Origin of the sequence: Syntrophorhabdus sp. (assembly GCA_012719415.1) — a bacterium.
Taxonomy (GTDB): Bacteria; Desulfobacterota; Syntrophorhabdia; order Syntrophorhabdales; family Syntrophorhabdaceae; genus Delta-02.
In genome coordinates this window covers 1-1572 of sequence record JAAYAK010000034.1, presented here as the reverse complement: position 1 = coordinate 1572, position 1572 = coordinate 1, and the positions used below count along the sequence as shown (strand labels likewise).

The 1572-nt window shown below is 60.1% G+C and carries 2 protein-coding genes; both read right to left on the bottom strand.

From position 1 onward, the window contains the following. The coding region (locus tag GXX82_01825; GenBank protein ID NLT21765.1) for a helix-turn-helix transcriptional regulator at positions 1–362 on the bottom strand (362 nt) is incomplete at its 3' end. After that, positions 359–1123, bottom strand: a complete 765-nt coding sequence (locus GXX82_01820) for an SDR family NAD(P)-dependent oxidoreductase (GenBank protein NLT21764.1) — start codon at positions 1121–1123, stop codon at positions 359–361. The genes GXX82_01820 and GXX82_01825, both read right to left, overlap by 4 nt. Between the last annotated feature and the right edge of the window lie 449 nt (positions 1124–1572).

Below are 1572 nucleotides of genomic sequence, written 5' to 3'. Positions count from 1 at the left end.
ACGGCTTCGCCTTCATTGTCGGCATTCACCGCAACGCGGTCCACCACTGCTCCATCGCCGACGGCGAGCATCGCCGTGTTCAGCCATTTCTCGGCGTCGAACCCGCTCTTCACCATATGGATGAAAATGGGGATAAAGATGACACCGCTGAAGACGGGCTCGACGCCCTCCATCAGCCATGCCGGAGAGACCCGGAAGATGCGGGCGACCCTTTTCTTGAGCATCTCCGAAGGATCGTACGCCTCGGCCTCCCACTTCGCGACGTACGACTGGGGTATTCCCAAGGCACGGGCCAGGCGGACCTGCGAGACGCCAAAGCTCTCGCGAAGTGATCTGAGTCGCCGGGCAAAGCCTTTCTTCATTTCCCTTCACCCAGGTACCTCTCGCAGATCTCCTCATCCGTGGCAACGACACCCGTCACTCCGCCATCGCCCCGGGATGCCAGGAAGACACAGGCCCGCACCATCATATCCGGCGTGTCCCAGCTCGACCTGTCCGCGGCGGCATGGAGATACGCCATACCCTCCGTGCTGACCGCTCCCCGCGGCTTCAGGCAGTTGACGGCCACGTTGAAAGAGCGCACCTCTTCGGCAAGTCCGACGGTGAACCGCTCCAGGGCGGCCTTTGACACGCCGTAGGCAATACCCGTGTTCACCGACCCCTTCTGCGTTGCCTGTATCGACGATATGTTGATGATGCTCCCCGCCCTTCGTTCCATCATTCCGGGGAGCACGGCCCGGGCGCACAGGAACGCTCCCGTCAGGTTAACCTTGAGGACCAGTTCCCATCGCTTGAGCGGCATCTCCCACGCGTGCGCGGGAAAGGCGATCCCCGAATTGTTCACGAGAACGTCGACCCGCCCGAAGAGACCGATGGCGCGGGACACCATGTCGTTCACCCCGGCCTCGTCGGTAACATCGCACCTCACGGCATGCGCCTGCCCACCGGCCTGCCTGATCTCTTTCGCCGTCACCTCGATGCTCCCCGGCATCGGTGGCCTCTCGACCTCTGTCCGCGCGGCGACAACCACGATCGCCCCTTCTTTCGCAAGCCCCAGGGCCATGGCCTTCCCCACCCCCCGGCTCGCCCCCGTCACTATCGCAACCCTGCCCTCAAGATCCATTTCCACCTCACAGGACCCACCAACCCCGTCCTATAAGTCCTAAGCGTCCTATTTGTCCTATAAGTCCTATTGGTCCTATCTCGTCCTATTGGTCCTATCAAACCCCGAGGCTCCAATAAGACCTATAGGACACATAAGACTAGGACCAATAGGACTTATAGGACCGATAAGACACATGGCGCTCACCAGACTCACCTGAGACATTATACCCATCCGCGCCCCGACTATCCACTCCCTTCTCTTCCCCGAAAAGCAGGAATCCTCCCCTGCCGGCCGGCAGGGGAGGATTCTGTTTCAGGAGGAGCTGCTTGTGAGAGGAGTTGGATCAACTCGCTTTGATCTCTTATTGAGCTATCGCGAAGATAAATGGCGGACCGGCCGTTTAGTTAGGGGGGGTAGTTAGGGGGTACGGGCCGGTCCTGCCATGTGATAGCCTTACTTGTAATCGT